General features: G+C 56.3%; 23 protein-coding genes. 13 read left to right on the top strand and 10 right to left on the bottom strand.

Annotation, left to right across the window (positions count from 1 at the left end; translation table 11 throughout):
- Nucleotides 1–172: 172 nt before the first annotated feature.
- From ACQ3G7_RS05415 to ACQ3G7_RS05395, 5 genes are read left to right on the top strand one after another with little or no spacing between them, the layout of a single operon-like run.
- Nucleotides 173–1,111 (top strand): ABC transporter permease, encoded by a 939-nt coding sequence (locus ACQ3G7_RS05415; RefSeq protein ID WP_430889118.1) that lies wholly within the window; start codon nucleotides 173–175, stop codon nucleotides 1,109–1,111.
- Nucleotides 1,108–1,953, top strand: coding sequence for an ABC transporter permease (locus ACQ3G7_RS05410; protein ID WP_430889117.1), 846 nt, complete (start codon nucleotides 1,108–1,110; stop codon nucleotides 1,951–1,953). The genes ACQ3G7_RS05415 and ACQ3G7_RS05410 overlap by 4 nt, the downstream gene beginning before the upstream one ends.
- Nucleotides 1,950–2,930 (top strand): ABC transporter ATP-binding protein, encoded by a 981-nt coding sequence (locus tag ACQ3G7_RS05405; RefSeq protein WP_263097667.1) that lies wholly within the window; start codon nucleotides 1,950–1,952, stop codon nucleotides 2,928–2,930. Before ACQ3G7_RS05410 ends, ACQ3G7_RS05405 begins: the two co-directional genes overlap by 4 nt.
- Nucleotides 2,930–3,964, top strand: coding sequence for an ABC transporter ATP-binding protein (locus ACQ3G7_RS05400; protein WP_430889116.1), 1,035 nt, complete (start codon nucleotides 2,930–2,932; stop codon nucleotides 3,962–3,964). Before ACQ3G7_RS05405 ends, ACQ3G7_RS05400 begins: the two co-directional genes overlap by 1 nt.
- On the top strand, nucleotides 3,945–5,459 hold the full coding sequence (locus tag ACQ3G7_RS05395) for an ABC transporter substrate-binding protein (protein WP_430889115.1): 1,515 nt from the start codon (nucleotides 3,945–3,947) through the stop codon (nucleotides 5,457–5,459). Before ACQ3G7_RS05400 ends, ACQ3G7_RS05395 begins: the two co-directional genes overlap by 20 nt.
- A gap of 62 nt (nucleotides 5,460–5,521) precedes the next feature.
- Here ACQ3G7_RS05395 and ACQ3G7_RS05390 read toward each other — a convergent pair whose 3' ends face one another.
- On the bottom strand, nucleotides 5,522–6,385 hold the full coding sequence (locus ACQ3G7_RS05390; protein ID WP_430889114.1) for a LysR family transcriptional regulator: 864 nt from the start codon (nucleotides 6,383–6,385) through the stop codon (nucleotides 5,522–5,524).
- 129 nt (nucleotides 6,386–6,514) lie between these two features.
- Between ACQ3G7_RS05390 and ACQ3G7_RS05385 the strand changes: the two genes are divergently transcribed.
- Complete coding sequence (locus ACQ3G7_RS05385; RefSeq protein ID WP_263097663.1) at nucleotides 6,515–6,805, top strand: YciI family protein; 291 nt, start codon at nucleotides 6,515–6,517, stop codon at nucleotides 6,803–6,805.
- 63 nt (nucleotides 6,806–6,868) lie between these two features.
- Here ACQ3G7_RS05385 and ACQ3G7_RS05380 read toward each other — a convergent pair whose 3' ends face one another.
- The 4 genes from ACQ3G7_RS05380 to eitA all read right to left on the bottom strand — a co-directional run bounded on the left by ACQ3G7_RS05380 (nucleotide 6,869) and on the right by eitA (nucleotide 10,736).
- A complete protein-coding gene (locus tag ACQ3G7_RS05380; protein WP_430889113.1) occupies nucleotides 6,869–7,801 on the bottom strand; it encodes a nucleoside recognition domain-containing protein in 933 nt (310 codons plus the stop codon).
- 132 nt (nucleotides 7,802–7,933) lie between these two features.
- Nucleotides 7,934–8,692 carry a siderophore ABC transporter ATP-binding protein EitC gene (gene eitC / locus ACQ3G7_RS05375; RefSeq protein ID WP_430889112.1) on the bottom strand — a complete coding sequence of 253 codons (759 nt, stop codon included), beginning with the start codon at nucleotides 8,690–8,692 and terminating at the stop codon, nucleotides 7,934–7,936.
- Nucleotides 8,689–9,729: a FecCD family ABC transporter permease gene (locus ACQ3G7_RS05370; protein WP_430889111.1), complete on the bottom strand. Its 1,041-nt coding sequence runs from the start codon at nucleotides 9,727–9,729 to the stop codon at nucleotides 8,689–8,691. The genes eitC and ACQ3G7_RS05370 overlap by 4 nt, the downstream gene beginning before the upstream one ends.
- The gene (gene eitA / locus ACQ3G7_RS05365; protein WP_430889110.1) at nucleotides 9,726–10,736 is read right to left on the bottom strand and encodes a siderophore ABC transporter substrate-binding protein EitA; all 1,011 of its coding nucleotides are present in this window, start codon (nucleotides 10,734–10,736) and stop codon (nucleotides 9,726–9,728) included. Before eitA ends, ACQ3G7_RS05370 begins: the two co-directional genes overlap by 4 nt.
- 206 nt (nucleotides 10,737–10,942) lie before the next feature.
- Here eitA and ACQ3G7_RS05360 point away from each other — a divergent pair, with 206 nt between their 5' ends.
- Nucleotides 10,943–12,178: an MFS transporter gene (locus ACQ3G7_RS05360; RefSeq protein WP_430889109.1), complete on the top strand. Its 1,236-nt coding sequence runs from the start codon at nucleotides 10,943–10,945 to the stop codon at nucleotides 12,176–12,178.
- Nucleotides 12,179–12,186: 8 nt separating this feature from the next.
- On the opposite strand, the gene ACQ3G7_RS05355 is transcribed toward ACQ3G7_RS05360, so the two are convergent.
- Together ACQ3G7_RS05355 and ACQ3G7_RS05350 are read right to left on the bottom strand one after the other, a co-directional pair.
- Nucleotides 12,187–12,285 (bottom strand): YoaK family small membrane protein, encoded by a 99-nt coding sequence (locus ACQ3G7_RS05355; RefSeq protein ID WP_139109644.1) that lies wholly within the window; start codon nucleotides 12,283–12,285, stop codon nucleotides 12,187–12,189.
- 103 nt (nucleotides 12,286–12,388) lie between these two features.
- Nucleotides 12,389–12,622, bottom strand: coding sequence for a KTSC domain-containing protein (locus tag ACQ3G7_RS05350; RefSeq protein WP_263097658.1), 234 nt, complete (start codon nucleotides 12,620–12,622; stop codon nucleotides 12,389–12,391).
- A 162-nt stretch (nucleotides 12,623–12,784) separates the two neighbouring features.
- Between ACQ3G7_RS05350 and ACQ3G7_RS05345 the strand changes: the two genes are divergently transcribed.
- Nucleotides 12,785–13,669, top strand: coding sequence for a LysR family transcriptional regulator (locus ACQ3G7_RS05345; protein ID WP_430889108.1), 885 nt, complete (start codon nucleotides 12,785–12,787; stop codon nucleotides 13,667–13,669).
- Nucleotides 13,670–13,708: 39 nt separating this feature from the next.
- Here the strand turns inward: ACQ3G7_RS05345 and ACQ3G7_RS05340 are convergent, their stop codons facing one another.
- Together ACQ3G7_RS05340 and ACQ3G7_RS05335 are read right to left on the bottom strand one after the other, a co-directional pair.
- Nucleotides 13,709–14,560, bottom strand: a complete 852-nt coding sequence (locus ACQ3G7_RS05340; RefSeq protein ID WP_430889107.1) for a Vmh family MBL fold metallo-hydrolase — start codon at nucleotides 14,558–14,560, stop codon at nucleotides 13,709–13,711.
- A 632-nt stretch (nucleotides 14,561–15,192) separates the two neighbouring features.
- Nucleotides 15,193–15,759, bottom strand: coding sequence for a LuxR C-terminal-related transcriptional regulator (locus ACQ3G7_RS05335; protein WP_430889106.1), 567 nt, complete (start codon nucleotides 15,757–15,759; stop codon nucleotides 15,193–15,195).
- Between the two features lie 303 nt (nucleotides 15,760–16,062).
- On the opposite strand from ACQ3G7_RS05335, the gene yjbE reads away from it, so the two are divergent.
- On the top strand, nucleotides 16,063–16,317 hold the full coding sequence (gene yjbE, locus ACQ3G7_RS05330; protein WP_430889105.1) for an exopolysaccharide production protein YjbE: 255 nt from the start codon (nucleotides 16,063–16,065) through the stop codon (nucleotides 16,315–16,317).
- 79 nt (nucleotides 16,318–16,396) lie between these two features.
- Here the strand turns inward: yjbE and ACQ3G7_RS05325 are convergent, their stop codons facing one another.
- Complete coding sequence (locus ACQ3G7_RS05325) at nucleotides 16,397–17,407, bottom strand: GlxA family transcriptional regulator (protein WP_430889104.1); 1,011 nt, start codon at nucleotides 17,405–17,407, stop codon at nucleotides 16,397–16,399.
- A gap of 129 nt (nucleotides 17,408–17,536) precedes the next feature.
- Here ACQ3G7_RS05325 and ACQ3G7_RS05320 point away from each other — a divergent pair, with 129 nt between their 5' ends.
- From ACQ3G7_RS05320 to ACQ3G7_RS05305, 4 genes are all read left to right on the top strand, one after another.
- Nucleotides 17,537–18,304 (top strand): alpha/beta hydrolase, encoded by a 768-nt coding sequence (locus ACQ3G7_RS05320; RefSeq protein WP_430889103.1) that lies wholly within the window; start codon nucleotides 17,537–17,539, stop codon nucleotides 18,302–18,304.
- Nucleotides 18,305–18,334: 30 nt separating this feature from the next.
- Nucleotides 18,335–18,958: an FMN-dependent NADH-azoreductase gene (locus ACQ3G7_RS05315; protein ID WP_430889102.1), complete on the top strand. Its 624-nt coding sequence runs from the start codon at nucleotides 18,335–18,337 to the stop codon at nucleotides 18,956–18,958.
- A gap of 17 nt (nucleotides 18,959–18,975) precedes the next feature.
- Nucleotides 18,976–19,284 carry a YciI family protein gene (locus ACQ3G7_RS05310; protein WP_263097650.1) on the top strand — a complete coding sequence of 103 codons (309 nt, stop codon included), beginning with the start codon at nucleotides 18,976–18,978 and terminating at the stop codon, nucleotides 19,282–19,284.
- A gap of 261 nt (nucleotides 19,285–19,545) precedes the next feature.
- Nucleotides 19,546–21,162 carry a methyl-accepting chemotaxis protein gene (locus ACQ3G7_RS05305; protein ID WP_430889101.1) on the top strand — a complete coding sequence of 539 codons (1,617 nt, stop codon included), beginning with the start codon at nucleotides 19,546–19,548 and terminating at the stop codon, nucleotides 21,160–21,162.
- The last annotated feature ends 112 nt before the right edge of the window (nucleotides 21,163–21,274 follow it).

The following is a 21,274-nucleotide window of genomic DNA, read 5'->3' as shown; positions in this document are numbered from 1 at the left end:
GGAGAGGACGCAAAACTAGTATTTTTGCTAACTACCCAGCTCCCGGCGATGCCGTTAGCGTAAAGAAAACGCCCGGATAACCGGGCAGTACGCAGATCATTCACGGTGTGTTGCACCAACGCAGGGCGCTTTTTTTACCGCTTCCGGCATGCTGCACCACAGGAGTTCGCTGATGCATCGTTACCGATTTTTGTTATTCCGCCCGCTGCAACTGCTGCCGGTATTACTGGGGATCAGCATCATTACGTTTGCGATGGTGCGGGCGATCCCCGGCGATCCGGCGCGCATTCTGCTGGGCGTGCGCAGCACCCCGGAGGCGCTGGCGCGCATCCGTGCGCAATTCGGGCTGGATGAACCGCTGTGGGTACAGTACGGCTACTTTCTGCGCAATCTGTTACAGGGTGAACTGGGCAAATCCATCGTTTACCGCGTTGATACGCTCAAACTCATCAGCTCGCGTATCGAGCCCACGTTGTGGCTGGTACTCGGCAGCGTCGTGCTGGCGGTGTTGTTGACCGTACCGCTGGCGGCGCTGGCGGCGCGGCAGCGAGGACGCATTGCCGATCAGTGCATTCGCCTGTTCACCACCGCCGGGCTGGGTTTTCCCGCCTTCTGGCTTGGGATCATGCTGATCATTGTCTTCAGCGTGGTGCTCGGCTGGTTCCCGGTGTCGGGCTACGGCAGTGATTTTACCGACCAATTGCACCATATGGCATTGCCCTGTCTGACCGTGGCGCTTGCGTTGTCGGCGGTGCTGATTCGTAACCTGCGCGCCAGCCTGCTGATGGAGATGAACAGCGATTATGTGATTGCCGCCAGAGCTCGCGGACAGCGCGAAAGCCGCATTTTCTGGCGTCACGTCTTTCCCAACTCGCTGGTGCCGACCCTCAACTTACTGGCGGTCAATATTGGCTGGCTGATTGGCAGTACGGTGGTGATTGAAAGCGTGTTTGCCATTCCGGGGCTGGGGCAACTGCTGGTGAAAGCGATTTTCAGCCGCGATTACATGGTGGTGCAAGGCGTGGTGATGGTCTTTGCGCTGGCCACGGTGATGGTCAACCTGCTGGCGGACGTGCTGACGGTGGCGCTGGACCCGAGGGTGACATTATGAGTGCGATAACGGCCATTGCCGGGTTACGGCGTCGGGTTTTGCCCCGCCAGCATGCGCTCAGCGCCGGGATCATCATCGTGGGGTTATGGCTGCTGGCCGCGCTGTTGGCACCCTGGCTGGCACCGTTTGATCCCATCGCGCAGGATGCCGCCGCCAGTTTACTGCCTCCGGGGCGTGTTCATCTGCTCGGCACGGACAACTTCGGTCGCGACATCTTTTCCCGCGTGGTATGGGGCGCACGGGTGGATCTGCAAATCTGCCTGTTAGGGGTGCTGTTCCCCTTTATGCTCGGCACCACGCTTGGCGCGCTGTCGGGCTATCTCGGCGGCGTGGCGGATGCGACGATCATGCGGGTTATCGATATCGTGCTGGCATTCCCGTTTCTGGTGCTGATGCTGGCGATCATCGCCATCCTCGGTCCCGGTCTCGGCAGTTTTTATATCGCCATGGCAATGGTGGGTTGGGTCTCTTACGCCCGGCTGGTGCGTGCACAGGTACTGACGCTAAAACAGCGGGATTTCATTCTGGCGGTGCGCAGCCTTGGCTACGGGCATACGCGTATTTTGTTTCGCCATCTGTTACCGAACGCCCTGACCGGCGCACTGGTGTTTTCCATGTCGGACTGCGTGCTGGTGCTGCTGAACGGCGCAGCGGTCAGTTACCTCGGCCTTGGCGTCCAACCGCCGACGGCGGAGTGGGGCGTCATGGTGGCGGAAGGACAGAGCTTTATCACGACCGCATGGTGGATAACCACCTTTCCGGGGCTGGCGATCGTCCTGCTCGCTATGGGGTTCAGCCTGATTGCCGATGGCCTGGGCGACAAACTGGGAGAGCGAGTATGACCTTGCTGAAGGTAACGCAGTTAACCATTTCCCGCGCGCCGGACATTGCGCTGGTGGACAAGGTCTCGTTTCAACTGAACGCCGGGGAGATGCTGGGACTGGTGGGCGAGAGCGGCTCCGGGAAAACCGTGACCTGCCGGGCGTTGATGCGCTTGCTGCCCGGCCAGGGGTTGCAGATCACCGGCGGCGAAGTGGTGCTCGGCGGGCGGGATATTTTGTCGCTCAGCGAAGCACAGATGTCGGCGGTGCGCGGGCGTGAAATCGGCATGATTTTCCAGAACCCCGCCAGTCACCTTAATCCGGTGATGACGATTGGCGATCAGATAGCGGAAAGCCGTCGCCTGCACTTTGGCGTCAGCCGGGCGCAGGCGCGGGAAGACGCCAAAGCATTGCTGCGCCAGGTGGGTATTCCGGATCCGCAAAACCGGGTCAACAACTATCCCCACGAGTTTTCGGGCGGTATGCGCCAGCGGGCGATGATCGCCGTGGCACTGGCACCGGAACCGTCGCTGCTGATTGCCGATGAACCGACAACGGCACTGGATGTCACCGTGCAGATGCAGATCCTGCGACTGCTGAGCGATCTGCGCCAGCAGCTGGGCGTGGCGATGATCATGATCACCCACGATCTCGGCGTGGTGGCGCAAACCTGCGACCGTATTGCGGTGATGTACGGCGGGCGGCTGTGCGAAGTGGGCAGCAAACGCGACGTTCTGGCGCAGCCGCTGCATCCTTACACCCGCGGGCTGATTGATTGCCAGCCGTTAAGCGAAGGCGGGCAGGGGCGCTTTGTCACCATTGAGGGGCAACCGCCGATGGCCGATCGGTTTCCTGTGGGGTGTCGTTTTCATCCCCGCTGCCAGCGGGCCAGCGCCGATTGCCAACAGCAACCCGCGTTGCTGACCAGACGCGACAGTCTGACCCATGCGGCGGCTTGTCATCACGCTTTACAGCCACTCACACACCGGGAGAGATAATGTCCACTTCTGCAACCTGGCCGCTGCTGGAGGCGGATAACGTCTCGGTGACGTTTCCGGTTTCCGGCAGTCTGCTAAGCAAAAAACGCGTCGTCCAGGCGGTGAGCCAGGTGACATTGGCCCTTCACGCCGGGGAGACCCTCGGCCTGGTGGGCGAGTCCGGTAGCGGCAAAAGCACGCTTGGCAGGGCGCTACTACAGCTTGAACGGATTTCCGCAGGCGAAGTGCGTTTCGATGGGAGCCGTATTACACATGGTCTGAAGAGCGATGTGGCGCGTTTACGCCAGCAGACGGCGATGATTTTTCAGGATCCTTTCGCCTCGCTCAACCCTCGCCAGACGCTGGGCGAGAGCATTGCCGAAGTGCTGCGGGTTCATCAAAAAGTCCCACGCCATGCGGTCGCTGCCAGAGTGGCGGAGCTGCTGACGCTGGTAGGGCTACGCCCGGAGCAGGCCAGTGCCAGACCGGGGCAGTTAAGCGGCGGTCAGTGTCAGCGCGCAGGGATCGCCCGCGCGTTGGCGATTGAACCCCGATTGATTGTGGCGGATGAGTGCGTTGCCGCGCTGGATGTCTCGATTCAGGGGCAAATTGTCAATTTGCTGATGGATCTGCGCGACAGGATGGGGCTGGCGATTCTGTTTATCGCCCACGATCTGGCGATTGTCCGCCGCTTGTGCGATCGGGTGGCGGTAATGTACCTCGGGCGCATTGTGGAAGAGGGGCCTGCGGAAGCGGTATTCACCCGGCCTCGTCATCCTTATACCGCGGCGCTGGTTGCCGCGATCCCGGAAATCGATCCGGATAAACCGTTACCGGATACGGCGCTGGGCGGCGAGCCGCCGAGTCCGATTGCTGTTCCACAGGGCTGCGCTTTTCATCCGCGCTGCCCCCACGCGCAGGTGCAGTGCCGCACCGACGCACCCCCCACCCGGCAGATAGCCGATCACGCCTGGACCTGTGTGCTGACGCATGCAGGCGATAAGACGGTTTTTCCTTTAACTGAGGGATCCTTTGATGAAGCACAAGCATGTTAAGTTTTTGGCGGCCAGCGTGTTCCTTGCGCTGAGCGTGGTGAGCGAAATGGCGCAGGCGGCCGGGGTGTTAACCATTGGTCGTCGTGAAGACAGCACCACCTTCGATCCGATCAAATCGGCGCAAAACGCCGACAACTGGGTATTTTCCAACGTTTTCGATCCGCTGGTACGGGTGGATAAAACCGGCACCAAGCTGGAGCCCGGCGTGGCGGAAAGCTGGAGCGTTTCGCCGGATGGCAAGGTCTATACCTTTAAAATTCGCGACACCCAGTTTTCCGATGGCACGCCGCTCACCGCCAGCGATGCGGCGTTCAGCCTGTTGCGTATCCGGGATGATGCCGGATCGCTATGGCGTGACTCCTACAGCATTATCGCCAGCGCCGAAGCGGCGGACCCGCGTACGCTGGTGGTGACCCTGAAATCCCCGTCCGCGCCGTTCCTGTCGCAACTGGCGTTGCCAAATGCCTCGGTCATCTCCGAGAAAGCCTTGAAAGCGGAAGGGGCGGAGACCTTTGCAGAAAAACCGGTCGGCTCCGGCGCGTTTAGCGTCAAGGAGTGGGTGCGCGGCGAAAAAATCGTGCTGGTGAAGAACCCGAACTTCTGGCAGGCGAAAAATGTCAGCCTTGATGAAGTGGACTGGTTAACCATTCCGGATGACAACACCCGCATGCTGAAAGTGCAGGCCGGGGAGCTGGATGCCGCGCTGACGGTGCCGTTCTCGCGAATTGCGTCGCTGCAAAAAGACGGCAATCTGAAGGTGGAGTTAGATCCATCAACCCGTGAAGATCATCTGCTGATTAACCACTCGCACGGGGCGCTGGGCAAAATGGAGGTGCGCCAGGCGCTGGATTTTGCGATTGATAAAGACGCCATCGTCAAAACCGTGACCTTTGGCTATGGCCAGGTGGCGAACTCCTATATCCCCGCAGGTGCGGTGTATCACTACAACGATAACCTGCGCCGCGCTTACGATCCGGAAAAAGCCAAACAGATGCTGAAAGCGGCGGGGGCGTCGGATCTGACGCTGAATTATGTGGTGAACGCCGGGGACGAGGTGGACGAACAAATCGCCATCCTGCTGCAACAGCAACTGGCGAAAGCGGGCGTGAAGGTGAATCTGCAGAAAGTCGACCCGAGCCAGAGCTGGGATATGCTGGTGGCGGGTGAGTACGATATTTCGGTGATGTACTGGACCAACGATATTCTCGACCCGGACCAGAAAACCACCTTTGTGCTGGGCCATGACACCAACATGAACTACATGACGCGCTATAAAAACGACACGGTGAAGGCGCTTGTGGCGGCCGCCCGTGTTGAAATGGATGCGAAAAAACGCGAGCAGATGTATATCGACCTGCAAAAAATGGCGAAAGCGGACGTTAACTGGATCGATCTCTACTACAGCCCGTACCGCAACGTTACCCGGAAAAATATCGACGGTTTCTACCAGAACCCGTTGGGCCGTTTCTTCCTGGAAGATACGGTGAAGAAATAAGCGCCAGCCTGAAAGCGCGGCGTGTCCCCGGTTAGCAGGCGTTCGCTAACCGGGGAGAGGCGTTAACGGAAAGCCGCCAGGAAACGTTGCACCAGCGGCTTTGTTTCTTCTTTTCTCCATACCATGTGCAGCGTCACGTCCAGCGGTAGCCACGGTAGCGTAACGACGGTCACGTTATCCGAGGCAATGGACGCCAGGCTTTGTTGAATGAAGGTGAAGCCCAGGCCCGCTTCGACGCATGACAGCGCCGCCAGTGGCCCACACACCTCCAGGCTGATGCGTGGCGTAAAGCCTCTTTTCTGGCACGCCTCAAGTAAACGACTGCGTGCCGCCGGGTTCAGGCTCTCTTGCTCCGCTATCCACGGGTGATTATGCAGCCCGGCGGGCGTCGGATCGGGAAGGGCTTTCGCTTTCGGCATCGCCAGCATCACGGGTTCGCTGAAGATCTTTTTCTGACAAAACGGCGCGTCTGCGGCAGGCGGCGTGTGTAAAAACGCAATATCAATGACCCGATCCTGTAGCTGTTCAAGTTGTTGTTTTGAACGCATGGCATGCAGACGAATGTCGATGTCGGGTGATAAATCCAGCGCGGCGAGGGTATCCGGCAGGAGGCGGGAGTGAATGGCGGCTTCGACATAGCCAATATCAATCCGCCCGCTATTCGCCCGACCGAGGTGCTTTCCGTGTTCTTTCAGACGATCGTAGTGCTGAAGAAAAGGGCCCACTTCGTCGAGGAATTTCTCACCTTCGGTCGTCAAATGGAGTCGCTTTTTCTCACGATGAAACAGCACCACCCCGAGCTCATCTTCAAGGAGTTGAATTTGCCGACTCAGCGGCGATGACGAAATATTCAGCCTTTCCGCCGCTTGCCCTATGTGTTCAAGCCGGGCAACAACGGCAAACGATCGCAGCAGTTTTATGTCCACAACAAATTGGGTCTCAACTGGGTTAAAAATGACACTGGCCAGAGTGGATAGTTAACCTCAATATTATCGGCATGAATACTGAATACGTAACCTATTGATAAAAAACCATTCGTTCAAAGGAGTACGCTGATGTTTATTGTCATGCTGAAATATAAGAAACCGGTAAATCAGGTGGATGAGGTTGTTGCGGCGCACCGCGCTTTTCTCGATGAGGGCTATAAAAAGGACTATTTTCTGGCTTCTGGCCCGTTGAATCCGCGCAATGGTGGCGTGATTTTAACCCGTGCGCTGCCGCGTACGACGCTGGATGCGGTTTTGCAAAACGATCCCTTTTACCGGGAAGGGATCGCCGATTATGAGGTCATTGAATTCGACCCGGTCAAATGCACGGCCGGGATGGCAGCCGCGCTGGCAAAATAGAGTCGTCATGGCGATTGCCGGGTGAGGGCACACCGCGTGCCCTCGATCGCGTGCCCTCGTGCGTTAAAACACCGCCACATGCAAAACGGTGCGCACCAAAATGCCGACAATCGCGCCGGGCAGCGCAAAGCGAAACAGCCGGACAAAGCGGCTGGCGATGCCTAAAAAGATGCCGATGCCGGGTAAATCCAGCGTCTGCACCAGGAACCCCGCGGATGCGTTGATCTGCTGTGCCGTGAGCTGGCCGTGCTGCACCATTTCCGACGCCACGCCAAAATAGGCGGTACCGCCCGCCATGCACTTGGTGAGCGCCAGCAGCACATAAACGCTTGAGATATTGAAAAAGGAGAGCAACGGCGTCAGCAACGAGGTTAACGCTTCTACCGCGCCTGCCGCTTTCAGCAATCCCACCACGGTTAACGACAACAGCAGCATCGGCAATGAACCCAGCGACAGACGAATCGCATCCGCGCCCGCGCCATTAATCACGGCAATCAACCCTGCGCGTGGTTTATCCCGCTGCCGCTCGCTCTCTTCGTCACGCAGAGTGACCTGCGAGAGCTTTCGCCCGATCACATAATAGGTCAGGGTGGAGGCGGCCAGCCCGCCGACCAGTGAAATGGCGATCGCCATTCCCCAGTGCAGACCAAATGGGGTAAGCGGATAAAAGACGTTCGCCTGACCCATCGCGAAAAGCATCGCCAGCGTTGCCGCCAGATGGCGATCAGAAGCGCCTCTTTTTTCCATCAGCGCCAGCGAAGCAAGGGGGGCGGCAAAACTGACAAAGTTAAGCTGGATCAGCGCAAAAATGCCCATACCGCTGATGCCAAAAGGTTTCAGAAGGGGGGCGGTAAGGCGAACAATGGCATCCAGCACGCCCTTCTCTTCCAGGTATTTCATCATGATGAGCATCACCACCATGATCGGCAGCAGGGTATATAACGCGACATCTACCGAGACTTTACCCGCCGACATGATGACTTCAATGATATTCATTACTGACTCCGGTGACTGTTTTCACCGATATAGTACACCCGGCAACCGTCAGACAGGTCTGTTCAGGCCATTGTATTTACTTATTTTCTGTAAACGGTCGTGGCAGGAAAAAGGGCGCTTAGCGCCCTTGTCTTATAAAAAGTGGATATGCTTTTTGCCGTGATCCGGCGAGATCTCAATACGCGCTTTGACCTGGAAAACGTCCGCCAGCATCGCTTCCGTTAGCACCTCGTCCGGCGTTCCCCGCGCCACGATTTGCCCTTTTTGCATCACGATCAGCGCATCGCAGAACATGGCGGCATGGTTTAAATCGTGAATCGCGACAATGCTGGTTACCGGCAGTTCGCTAACCAGGCGCATCAGATGGATTTGATGGTGAATATCAAGATGGTTCGTCGGCTCGTCCAGCAAAATCTCACTCGGCGTCTGCGCCAGCGCGCGGGCGATATGTACCCGCTGACGTTCGCCGCCGGACAGGCTTTGCCAGCCCTGTTCGCTGTGCTCCAGCATCTCCACCCTCGCCAGCGCCGCAGTGACAATCTCGTCATCCTGATGGGACCAGGCGCTGAACGGCGAATGGTGGGGAATACGCCCCAGTTTCACCACGTCACGCACGCGGATATTGGCCTCCGTCGCCGCATGTTGCTCAACAAACGCCACGCGTCGGGCCAGCGCTTTCTTTTTCAACGCCGCCATATCGCTGCCATCGAGCATCACCTTGCCGCTATCCGGGCGGCGTAGCCCGGCCAGAATGCGCAGCAGTGACGATTTGCCGGAGCCGTTCGGGCCGAGCAGACCCAGCGTTTGCCCTTTGGGCACTTCAAGGGAGACGTCGTTAACAATGGTTTTTTTACCGACCCGCCAGCAAAGGTGGCTTGCGCTAATGCTCATGCAAACCTCCTTGAGCGATAGAGAATAATGGCAAAGAACGGCACGCCAACCAGCGCGGTCACCACGCCAACCGGCAGGCTCTGCGGCGCGATAAGCGTGCGCGAGGCGATATCCGCCAGCACCATTAAAATTGCCCCGGCCAGCGCACAGGCCACCAGTAATTTCCGGTGCAGTGGCCCAATGAAGTAGCGCATCACATGCGGCACCACCAGCCCGACAAAGCCAATTGAACCGGCCATACTGACGATAGTCGCGGTAATCAGCGCGGTGACGGAAAAGAGAATCAAGCGGACGATGCCAACAGGAATACCCAGCGATGCGGCGGCATCGTCACCGAAGGTGAAGGCATCCAGCGCTTTGGCGTGATACAGGCAGGCCAGTAATCCAAGGATCACGACCACCAGAACAAGCTGGAACTCCGGCCAGCGAACGCCGCTAAAGCTGCCCAGCAGCCAGAACATCACATCGCGGGCTTGTTGCGCGCTGGCCGACGTGCTGATGCTGTAAGCGGTTATCGCATTGAACAACTGTGAAGCGGCGACGCCCGCGAGAATGGTGCGCTCATTGCCGCCGCGCGCACCGTTCGTCAGCACGGCGACAAACAGAAAGGCGGCGAATGCACCGGCAAATGCACCCGCCGACAGTGACACCGCACCGGTGCCGATGCCCAGTACCACCACCGACACTGCCCCTGTCGATGCCCCGGCGGAAACGCCCAGCACATAGGGTTCCGCCAGCGCGTTTTTCAGCAGGCTTTGCAACACCGCACCGCAAATAGCCAGCCCGGCGCCGCAACAGGCGGCAACCAGCGCCCGGCTCAGGCGGAAATCCCACAGCACCGTTTCGTGAATGCGGTTTAACGGCTCATGGGTCAGACCCAGCTTATTGCTCACCGCGTAAAAGGTGGTTCTGAGCGGAATCGCCAGTTCACCCACGCCAACGCTGATGGCAATCACCAACGCCAGTAGCACCAGCGAGAGCAGCAGTAACAGAATCAGCGGCGCATTTTTCAGCGCCGCCGTGGCGGGCGTGGTCATTTATCCAGCCCCAGCTTCTCCAGTTGGGCGGCAACCTGTTCTGCGCCGTACAGCGTGCGAATCGTCGGGTTCATCGCCTGACCGTCCATCACCACAATATGCCCTTTTTTCACCGCCTCGAGCTGGCTGACTGCCGGATCGCTCTTCAGGAATTTGATCTTCTCTTCGGCGTTATCCAGTGCCCAGCGGTTGCGATCGAGGCTGGAGACCACAATCACATCCGGGTTGCTGGCGATAATGCTTTCCCAGCCGAGCGTCGGCCATTCGCTTTCGGAGGTGACGGCGCTGTGCCCACCCAGCAGGTTGGCAATGTAGCCCGAGGCGCTGTTCTTACCGCCGACATAGGCGTCCGCAGACGGGGAAGCGCTGGAGAACCAGAACACAAAGGAGAGATTTTTCTTACCGTGGCTGAACTGCTTGCGCAGCGCCTCTTCGCGCTGTTTAAACTGCGCGATCAGCGCATCGCCGCGCGCCTGCACGTCGAAAATTTTCGCCAGATCGTCAATCTCTTTATACAGCAGCGACGGGTTCCACAGGGTGTGGCGGCTACCGTAGATATCGCCGTTATCCTGTTTGGTTGCGCACACGCCAGGGGAGAGGTAGCTGTTTGCACCAATGGCGGCGAAATCTTCACGCTTCGCCACTTTGCTGTCCGGCCCCAGCAGGATCGGCAACTGCGCGGCCACAAAATCCGGCTCCTGCGCGATGATCGACTCAAGCGTCGGGATCTCAACGGTCAGCACTTTGACTTTCGCATTCTGCGCCGCCAGTTGCGGCAGGACTTTGGTCGGCCAGAACGCGCTGGCGACCATTTTATCTTCCAGGCCCAGCAGCAGCATGATTTCTGCTGTGTTTTGCCCAAGCGCGACCACCCGCTGGGGCGCCTTGTTGAAGGTAACCTGGACACCGCAGTTATCCAGCGTCAGCGGATAATGTGTCGCTTCCGCCAGCGCAGAAGCGGTGAAAAGCATCCCCAGTGCAAACAACGATTTTTTAAACAGTGGCATCATCATGACCTTTATGATTATTAGCATTGTAAATGAAAATCATTCTAATGCCGGCTCTTATACCGAGCGGCACAATCCTTGTCAATATGGGCATCGGTGCGGGTAATCCTTGTATTTTTTGTGGATTTAGAAAGAGTTGCCAGTGCTGTGCGAACCCGGTATTAAAGTCACCTCTGCGCCTTCCTGATACGGTTAACGATTTCTGCATGCTTGCTCATTTTTCCGCCCCGACGAAAGGGACATCGCCTTATCTGCTTGCAGGTAGCCAGCTTATTTTCAATATCGGCTTTTATGCCGTGGTGCCGTTTCTGGCGATCTTCCTGCGTGATGATTTATTGCTGTCGGGGTCGCTGATTGGCCTGATCATTGGTTTACGCACCTTCTCTCAGCAGGGGATGTTTCTGCTCGGCGGGGCGCTCGCCGATCGTTATGGCGCGCGGGTGATTATTCTGTGCGGTTGCCTTGTGAGGATCAGCGGTTATTTGCTGCTGGCGTTTGGCGACGCGCTGACGCCGGTGGTGTTGGGCGCGTGTTTAACCGGCGTGGGTGGTGCGTTGTTCTCTCCGGCGATTGAGGCCTTGCTGGCAAAGGCGGGAACGGAAAGCGAAAAAGCGGGAAAACGCAGCCGCGCCGAATGGTTTGCCCTGTTTGCCATTTGCGGTGAACTGGGCACGGTGCTCGGGCCGCTGCTCGGTTCGTTGCTGGCGGGCTTCGGCTTTCAACGCGTGGCGCTGGCGGGTGCCGGGGTATTTGTTATCGCCTTGCTGGTGCTGTTTTTCTGCCTGCCGCGCACGCAGGGCAAAGCAGAGACATTGCAGGTGTTACCGTGGTGGAAAACGTTTCGTAACCCGCGGTTTGTCGCCTTTATGCTGGCCTGGAGCAGCTATCTGTTTAGCTACAACCAGCTCTATCTGGCGTTGCCCGTTGAACTGAGCCGCTCCGGCAGTAGCGAAAAAACGCTCGGCCCGCTGTTTATGCTGGCCTCGATATTGATTATTACCTTACAGATGCCGCTGGCGCGTCTCGCCCGCCGCACTGGCGCGGCACGTATATTACCCATCGGATTTGCGCTGCTGGCTGCCTCGTTTGTTAGCGTGTCGCTCTTTGCCGCGTTCCCCGCGCCGGATAACTGGCAGCGCTACCTGCCTGCCGCCTGCATGGTCACTTTACTCACGCTCGGGCAGATGTTGATTGTCCCGGTGGGGAAAGATCTGATCCCGCATTTTGCCGGCAATCAGAACCTTGGCGCGCATTACGGCGCGTTGTCGTCGATGGGGGGGATCACCGTGCTGGCGGGGAATTTCTTGCTGGGTGGGCAACTGGATAATGCGCTGACGCCTTCCGTTGGGGCCAGCATCGCGTGGCTGTGGCTAGCGGTGTTGCCACTACTCAGCGCGCTGGCGATGGTCGTTATCTGCCGACCGTTCCTCCACCGCGCCTGAGTACGGTATCAGACGCCGGGCGAGGCATAACCGCCAAGGATAAACCACGCCAGAAAAGCGACCGCGACAATAAAAACCAGAATGGGGAAAGCAATGCCGATTCTCATACACCCTCTTTACGCTGTTGACCGGCATTAAGCCGTAAGACGCCGCGTCGTCTGCGGCGAGACAACGTTAGCACAACGGCGGGCAAATTTATCGTTTCAGGGTTCAGAAACGGCTGTAATTTGCCTGTTCAACGACAATTTTTAAGAAACTATTCGCAATATTCTCCCGAAAGTATTTCTCCTGATCGTGACTCATCAGAAAGCCTTGCCAGGTTTTTGGCGGTACGCCCAGATACTGCTCGACGCGTCCGTTGCTGTGTTCAAGTTCAAGCACGCTGGAGTTCGGATCGTACCCGGCTGCTTTTAGCGCACGACAGCTCAAAGGGTGTCTTTTCATTGTCATTCATCCTGCAAACATCACTGTTAAAAATACCTCCCTGCTATCGGCAGGCTGTCGTGAATATTTACAGTCAGCGCAAGGATTTACCCCAACAAGATTTGGTAGGATGGCTTTGTGCAACAATGCGGCGAAAGTTTCGTTAAACGATCGGATGGGCATATGGACAGGGTCATGGCGGTAGTGGTGTTTAATCGTATTTGCGAACTGGGCAGTCTGAGCGCTGCGTCGCGTGCGCTGGGCATTTCGCGGCCCATGGTGAGTCGTTACCTGGACGAGATGGAAAAATGGGCCGGAGCGCGGCTTATCCACCGTTCTTCCCGCCGTCTGACGCTGACCCCGGCGGGGGAAAATACGCTTCTTCGTGCGCGGCAATTGACGCCGTTGTTTGAAGATATTGAGCAGCAGTCCACGCGCGAAACGCCTTCCGGTACGTTACGTATTGCCTGCGCCCACTTTACCGCCAGCCACATTGTCGGGCCGGTGCTGCCGGCATTTCTGGCACGCTATCCGGCGTTAAAAATTGAAATTGATATCAGCCATCAACCCGTCAACCTGATCGGTGAACGTATCGATCTGGCGATCCGCATTACCAACAATCCTGAGCCTGGCGCGATCGCGATGCGTCTCGGGGAGTGCCGTTCGGTGCTGTGCGTCTCTCCGGACTATCTTCGCCTGCATGGCGTACCGCAATGTGCAGCCGATCTCGAACAGCACAACTGCCTTTATTACAGTGGTTTCGCCGGTCAGACATGGCACTTTACCGACAGCGCGCAAACCCGCTTTACGGTGCTGGCGAACGGTAACCTGAGCGCCGGGATTTCGTCGGTATTGTGCGATGCAGCGATAGCCGGATGCGGTCTGGCGCTGGTACCGGAGCAGGAGGCTCGTGAAGCGCTGGCGCGTGGCACGCTGGTCAGCGTATTGCCACATCTCGAGCCGCAGCGGCTGGGTATTTATGGTTTGTATCAATCCCGCGAACACCAGCACGCCGCATTAACGCTGTTTCTGGCGGCGGTTGCCGACGCAATGCGGCAAACCACCTGACAGCGCTGGTGCAGAAAACGGGGCAATGCGCCCCGTTTGTTACCACTTCATTTCGCCGGTATTCACTTTGGCGCTCAACGTCAGTGAACTCTCTTCCGCAAGGTGCGGCCAGTGTTGCGTCATGGTCTTGATCACCTCCGTTGACGACGTGTGGGTCTGCAATGCTTGCTCAAAGCGTTGCAGGTAATCCGCGGTAAAGCGAATCGCCTCATCACCCGCCGGGCGTGCGCCCAGATAGTGACCGGGGATCACCTGCTGAGGTTTAAGGCGCTGCATTTCACTCAATACCTGGCGCCATTCGGCACGGGCTGCTGGCGTTTGCGTGTCCGCCGTCCAGACATGGATACCGCTGGAAACGGCGGTGCCGCCGAGGATCGCTTGGTTGGCCGGGATCCAGACATAGGCGGCATAACTGTCCGGATGGCGAAGTTCCAGCGTTTCACCATCAACCGTAAAGCGCGCAGAGGCAACAGGTTGGGGGACGGTGAGGCTTTGTGGCGCGCCCTCTTTCATTTGCGGCCCCCAGAAGGCCAGCTTCGCGGCTTTGGTCTCCTCAATATGTTTTACCACCTGCGGCGAAGCGACGACGCTCACCTGCGGGAAGGCTTTAACAATCGGTTCAAGACCAAAATAGAAATCCGGATCGCCAGAGGTAATCACGATCTCTTTGAGCGTTTTCCCGCTGGCTTTAATCATCTTCACCAGTTTTTCACCGTCCTGCACGCTGAACTGCGCATCGAACAGGATCGCTTCTGTTGGCCCGGAAACCAGCGTCGATGACACGGCAAAAATGCCGTTCTCCTGGGGGTTATACACCTCCAGGTGTAAAGGGGCGGCAGTGGCAGAAGTGGCTGCCAGTGTCAGTAGTATGCCGGGTAATGTGCGGTGCATAAGCGATATCCTCAGGTCTTTGCTTTACAGGTGCAGCCTATTTTAGGCCGAACGCCGTGGATGAGAATTCCTGAAACTGGATATGCTGGGTTTCATAAATCGATCAGATATAGCTTAATGCGGATATCTTCGTTTGCGCGGCAATCTCGCTCATTTATAAGCAGAAATGGTAAATCGATATACCCACCGGGTTGCGTCCTGGTTTATGATGTTGCGGTTGCGACACCTTCTGTCTCACAGCGCAATTACACGTCACAGCAACCTGGACTTGCAAAATAATTATGATGGGCTTTATTTGGATTGGCATGTTATTAGTTTTAATTGTTTGTTCTTTTTATAAGCATACGCAAATGCTACGCGCCAGAGAAATGGGAGGCGATCGACGGTTGCGGAAAAAGAGTTGATGATTATAAATTCACGTGGTTTGTTAACGGACATAAAAAGCACATGTGAATTTAACATTGTTGGTCAGAACAGCAAAGGCATCAGCAATCTGCTTGCTGATGCCTTAATGTTGTTCCTGCTGTTGAGTGAAATATCGGTCATTACATTTCTTGTGCCAAATCATGACAGCAATAGACGAGGCCCGATGTATAAGAAATGTTAATTCCCGTACACGTTAGATTAAAAATTCAGGATACCATCTTATATTTATTTTCTGGGAAAAAACCGGACTGCGTATAGCGTGTTTCATCGTCGATTGAAGACAGCTCACAATCTCCAAAAGAAAAGATGCTGAAAGCATAAAAAATATCAATTTTTGAATTGGCAGAGATTTTCTTTTTGATATTATCCTTGTGTGAGGAAACGGTTTTTTTGTTGATTTTTAACAGGTTGGATATGTCATCATCACTTTTCTCAAAAATCATCTCTTTCAGTATTGCGACTTCCTGACGGCCAAGTCGGACCGTTTTAACATGGCGACTTAAGCGGCCATATATAAACTCAGTAAGTATATCCAGTAATACCTCTACCGGTATTTTATCTGGTATCACTATCACGGGGGAATTAACCAGCGTAAACGGTGTAAAGTGGCCTTTAGTGACAGCCAGAATATACCGACTGGAATAAGGGGCGGTAAAGTTAATAGCCACCTGTAAACCGCTGCCGTGTCGTATCTCTTTGGCGAGTTGAATAATACCTTTCTTCGTGTATGAGCAATTTATTTTGCATAATATGACGTCTATTTTTCTTTCCATGTTACACCCTCCCGGAGCGTCTGGAAATTTGCCTGTGTAATTTATAAGTTGCCTTTTTAACGGCTATTTTTGGCGTTCTTATCTTTCTTCTTTGATCTGTATCATATCGTTTAAAAGTTGTTAACTGAGGATATTCTTAAATTTCATTTTGTGACAAATTGTGAAATACCCTCCAGTTGTGAAAGAAACTGAGGAATCTCCCAATTGTTTTCATATTGTCAAGGAATGTCTTAATTTGCGATCCGCTTCGGGAATACCGTTTTAGAGTAATTACGAAATTAATAAAAAAGTGAGGCGAGCATTATGATACCTGTAAAATGCATTATTTTACTTTTCACTTTAACGCTTACTGAAATTTGTTACGCAGCGCCGGCAGAAAAAGGCACCGCCGCCGGAAGTCAGGCGTCGGACATTGCGATTGGCAGTTCCGCATTAACCGGCACGGCGATCGTCGTGGGCGTTGCCGGTGTGCTTTTATTGTCGATGGGGGGAGGCAACGATGGCAGCACCACCTCGACAAACACCAGTACCACCACCACAACCTCGACCACACCGTAAAAGGCGATGAGGCAGGTAGGTTTATGCGCTCTTTTATCCCACCAGGGATTACCGTTGGCAGACCGACGTCTGCCTTTTTTTATTGTTCCTCCTGCGGGTCAACACGCGGCTGCGTGCCGTTTCTGCTGACCACCCATCTTTTATATTGTGCGGGCGTCATGCCCATAAGCTGGACGAATGCTTTTCTGAACGCCGTATCCTCGCTGTAACCGCACGCCGCAGCGATATGCCGAATATTGGCGGTGGGGTTTTCCAGCAACAAACAGGCGGACTCAATGCGAACGCGGGTAATAAAATGCCGGGGGCTTTCCTGCGTTAATCCGGCCAGCTTGCGGTGCAGCGTGCGTGGGCTCAGGTTCAGTGCGCTGGCGAGTTGCTCCACCGTGATGGCCGGATTGTCATAGCGAATCAGTTGTTCCGCCCGCAACAGCATCGGGTCGATGGCGTTAAGAAAGCCGCGCGGCGCATAGAGCTGCTGTGAGAGGGGCTGACTGTCGGCGACGGCCATATCGGCGGCAATACGCGCCGCCTCTTTTCCCGCCTGGCGACGAATAATGTGCAGCGCCAGATCGGCCCAGGATAACGGCCCGCCCGTGGTAATGATATTGCCATCTTCAATCAGCGGCTTTCCCCAGACCATTTTCGCGCGCGGGTAACGCTGGCGGAAGGTGGGATACAGCCACCAGGTGGTGGCGCAGGCTTTGCCATCCAGTAAACCCGCTTCACCCAACATATATCCCCCGGCGCAGGCACCGCCGATAAGCGCCCCCCGCCGGTACTGCTCACGCAACCAGTCGGCCGCTGTGTTGATGGGGCTGGCGGGAAGCCTGTCCGCCCCCAGCGCCATACCGCATGCGAGGACGATGTCGGGGGCGGGCACGCTGGCAAATGCGTGATCCACCGGAATCGTACGGCCTTGCGCATCGCGCACCGGCATGCCGTCAGCGCTGACAATGGCGGTGTCGAAGCGCGGGCGTGGAAAATCGCCCTCCCCGGCGGGCAGCGACTGGTTGGTGATCCAGAACATATCCGCCAGTCCGGTCACCGCAGACATCATGCTGCCCTCCGTTGCGATAATGGCAATCTGCATGGCTGTTGTCCTGAATTTGGCGGGTTTTGCCTGTTTAATGTCAAGTTAGCCATCTTACCACAGCTTTTCGCCGTGCATAAAATAGCGTCATCTTGTTGATAACGTGACCAGAACAGGTCGGGGGCGGGTATGTGGCATCGTTTACGCGGTTGGGGAAGGGCCATGCTGTCTTGTGCGGCGTTACTGGGCGCGGTTTCAGGTGTGGTGGAGGCGGCAGTGATTAAAAATATCGTTCTGGTGCACGGCGCGTTTGCCGATGGCTCAGGCTGGTCAGAGGTTGTTCAGCGGTTACAGGGTAGGGGTTACCACGTGGCGGTGGTGCAAAACCCGTTAACCTCCCTTGAGGATGACGTCCGGGCGACTGAACGCGTGCTGGATCGCCAGTCGGGCAACGTCTTGCTGGTGGGGCACTCATGGGCAGGCGCAGTGATAAGCCAGGCGGGCAATAGCCGCAACGTGCGCGGGCTGGTCTATTTATCAGCGTTAGCACCGGCGAGCGGGGAGTCGGTTAACGGCTTGCTCGACAGGCTTAATGCGCCGATGCGCGGTTTAACCCCCGATGCCAATGGCTGGGTCTGGTTAGACGATCCGCAACAATTCCACACGGTGATGGCGGGCGATATTCCGTTAGCGAAAGCGCGCGAACTGGCGGCGGTGCAGCAGCCCATCAATGTAGCCGCCTTTCAGGGAACGGTCAGCCATGCCGCCTGGGAAAATAAGCCCTCCTGGTATCTGATTACGGAAAATGATCACGCATTAGCGACCCCGGTACAGACGCAGATTGCGCAGCATATGCAGGCCCGCGTCTCGCGACTTTACTCTTCGCATCTGTCGATGATTTCTCACCCCGATGCCGTGGCGGATTTTATTGATGCTGCTGCGCAATCCTTCAAATAAACATGACTGAATGTATAACCGGAGAACATCATGAAGATCCTGCATATCGACTCAAGCATTCTGGCGGAGGATTCCGTTACCCGCCGTCTTTCCGCCGAAACCGTGAAGAAAATAAAAGAACAATACCCCAATGCGGAAGTGACCTATCGCGATGTGGTGCATCAGCCCATTACGCACTTAACTGCGGACATTGCCGCAGGGTTCCGCCCGGTTGGCGGTGCAGACTCACCGCAGGCGCTGCCCGAACATCAGGTCTCGCAAGCGCTGGTGGATGAGTTTCTGGCCAGCGAGCTGATTATTATTGGTGCGCCAATGTATAACTTCTCCGTTTCCACCCAGTTAAAGGCATGGTTAGACCGCATCGCCCAGCCGGGGAAAACCTTTCAATACACCTCCGCCGGGCCGGTAGGGTTGGCGGGGGGAAAACAGATCATTATTGTTTCGGCCCGCGGAGGGTTTTACTTACAGCCGCCTTTTTCCGCCCTGGATTTTCACGAGAAATACCTGCAAGGCTTTTTTGCCTTCCTCGGCATTAAGGATCTCTTTTATATCCGGGCGGAAGGGATGTCCAAAGGGGAAGAGGTGAAGCGTCAACATATTGAAGATGCTTTTGCTTCTGTTGATTCGGTTATCGCCGCCCTGTCGCCACAATAACTGCTGAGGATGCCATCATGTTATATGCCATCACCCTGAAATATGGCAGCGATCCCGAGGCATTAGGCCATCATCTGGATGCGCACAAAATCTGGCTGGCGGAGATGATCAAAAAGGGCAACGTCATTTTTGCCGGGCCGCTACAGAATAAACAAGGCGGGTTTATTCTGGCCTTTGCAAATGAGCTGACCGCACTGGAAAAAGAGATACACCGCGATCCGTTTGTGACATTCGGACTGGTGGATGTCGATATTCTGGTGGTCGATCCCGCCGTCTGTTCGTCCGCATTCCCGGAAGCCTGGGCTGCAAAGGCGAAAAAAATCTAGCACGACAGGAAAAGAGGCCAGCGCAACGCCCCTCTTTTCCTGCATTTCAGAGGAGCGATTGCTGGCGGCGCGCTCCCCTCGTTCTTTTATATTGTCTGTGCGTTAATCTTTTTCGGTGCTCACTTTTCATGTTTGCTGAGCGCTAACCCATCGCTATTTCATATTTTCCGCGCAGGTTTGGGCTTCGTATAGTGAATCAGCACAGCCTGAACGCTCTTCGTTGGGGAACAGATGAAATAATACGAGGGATATATGCCAACCATGAAACCCATCTCTCTCGGTGCGCTATTGGGCACCGGATTTGCCGCCATCATTATTATTAGTTTTCTGGTCGCCTTTTTTGGTCGCAGCGCGTTGTTAAATACCAGCCAGCATATTGAGTATTACGAGAAATACCATCTGACTAACCTGCTGGCGATGCAGGAGCTGAAAGATACGCTCAACAACGCCACCAAAGCGACATTTATCATGGTGTTTCAGGATGACGCCGACAAGCAGGACGTGGAAGAGAAAGTGACCGTCGCATCCATCACGCGGATTGAGGCGTTGATGGCGCAGTTGCAGCAAACGATTCAGGGCGCTGAGCTACAGCAGAGGCTGGAGCAGGTCAAACAGCGCCAGACGGAGTACGTGGCTCTGGTGCGCCAGACCGTCAGTATGGCGAAAAACGGCCAGATGCTGGATTCGCAATCCATGGCGGTGGACAAACTCCAGCCAGCGCAAGCGCGCTTATTTGATGACATCACAGCCATGATCGCCCGCCAGCAGGCCAGCACCACCTCGGCAGCGACCGCCACCACGGGCAGCGCCCGGACATCCGGCGATCTGTTGCTGGTCTGCGCAGCGGTTGCAGCGCTGCTGGGCGTGGCAATTGCCTGGTTTGCCACCCGCTACATTAAACGGCAGCTTGGCGGGGAACCGGCCTATGCGTTGCGCGTGGTGCGTGACATTGCCGAAGGTAATCTGGCCGCCCGTGTGACGCTGGCGCCAGGGGATAGCCGCAGTCTGCTCGCCGGTATGGAGGAAATGCGCCAGAGCCTGAGCCGCATTGTTACCGAGGTTCGGGAAAGCAGCGAACTGATCTCCGACGGCGCCAGCGGTGTCGCGTTGGGCAGCGCTGACCTCAGCCAGCGCACCGAACAGCAGGCGGCCAGCCTGCAACAGACGGCAGCCTCAATGGAGCAAATCGGGCAGACCATTCGCCAGAATGCAGACACGGTACGCAGCACAAACCAGCAGGCCACCGCCGCCAGCGCAATTGCCGCCAAAGGCGGTGACGCGATTACGGACATTGTTCACACCATGGAAGAGATCAGCGACAGTGCGCGCAAAATCAGCGAAATCATTGCGGTTATCGACGGCATTACTTTTCAGACCAACATTCTGGCGCTGAATGCCGCCGTTGAAGCTGCGCGCGCAGGGGAACACGGACGCGGTTTTGCGGTCGTCGCTGGGGAAGTGCGCTCGCTGGCGCAGCGCTCCGCCACGGCGGCTAAAGAGATCAAAGGGCTTATTCAGGCCAGTCTTGAACGGGTGGACAACGGTTCCGCGCTGGTGAATAACGCGGGCGAAACCATTGGCGAGCTGGTGCGGCAGTCGCACCAGGTGGCGGAAATGATCAACCAGATTGGTACCACCACCCAGGAGCAGGAACTGGGCGTGGGGCAGGTGAACGACGCCATTGCCCAACTGGATAAAGTGACCCAGCAAAACGCAGCGCTGGTGGGGGCATCTACCCTGGCGGTAGACAATCTGCGCGATCAGTCGCAGCATCTGGTCGAACTGATGAGCGTGTTTCGCACCGATCTACGGGAAACCGACGGCACGCCGCCCCGTCATGAACATACCCGGCTGGTCTCCGCGCTGGCGGATGCCTGATCTCCCTGGACCTGCGCGACCAGCGTGTCGCGTAGGTTTAACAATTCTGACAAAATTATCATTTTCGCGTCACTTTTGAGTAAGTATCCCTGCGTTAAGGTGGAAGCTCCTT

Origin of the sequence: Kosakonia sp. N21, assembly GCF_050587465.1 — a bacterium.
Lineage (GTDB): Bacteria > Pseudomonadota > Gammaproteobacteria > Enterobacterales > Enterobacteriaceae.
The sequence above is the reverse complement of the archived record's forward strand: the minus strand, read 5'-3'. Positions and strand labels throughout refer to the sequence as shown.